1 rRNA gene is annotated in these 769 nt (G+C 52.8%); it reads left to right on the forward strand.

Annotation, left to right across the window (positions count from 1 at the left end):
- Window positions 1-769: ribosomal RNA gene (locus AC3WJJ_RS25565) — 23S ribosomal RNA — on the forward strand; the annotation flags it as partial.

Below are 769 nucleotides of genomic sequence, written 5' to 3' on the forward strand. Positions count from 1 at the left end.
ACGCAGGAGGGTAGTGACGCGGACTGATGGATGTCCGTCCAAGCAGTGAGGCTGATGTGTAGGCAAATCCGCACATCATTAAGGCTGGGCTGTGATGGGGAGTGAAAATTATAGTAGCGAAGGTCATGATCTCACACTGCCAAGAAAAGCCTCTAGTCAGGTGAAGGTGCCCGTACCGCAAACCGACACAGGTAGGCGAGAAGAGAATTCTAAGGCGCGCGGAAGAACTCTCGTTAAGGAACTCGGCAAAATGACCCCGTAACTTCGGGAGAAGGGGTGCCCCGGTAGTGTGAATAGCACGAGGGGGCCGCAGTGAAAAGGCCCAAGCGACTGTTTAACAAAAACACAGGTCTGTGCGAAGCCGTAAGGCGAAGTATACGGGCTGACGCCTGCCCGGTGCTGGAAGGTTAAGGGGAGTGGTTAGGGGTAACCCGAAGCTATGAACCGAAGCCCCAGTAAACGGCGGCCGTAACTATAACGGTCCTAAGGTAGCGAAATTCCTTGTCAGGTAAATTCTGACCCGCACGAATGGCGTAACGATTTGGGCGCTGTCTCAACGAGAGATCCGGTGAAATTTTAATACCTGTGAAGATGCAGGTTACCCGCGACAAGACGGAAAGACCCCATGGAGCTTTACTGCAGCTTGATATTGGATTTGGGTACGATCTGTACAGGATAGGTGGGAGCCTAAGAAACAGGAGCGCAAGCTTCTGTGGAGGCGCCGTTGGGATACCACCCTGATCGTATCTAGGTTCTAACCTAGTACCGT

Source organism: Paenibacillus sp. FW507-14B1B (genome assembly GCF_058781425.1).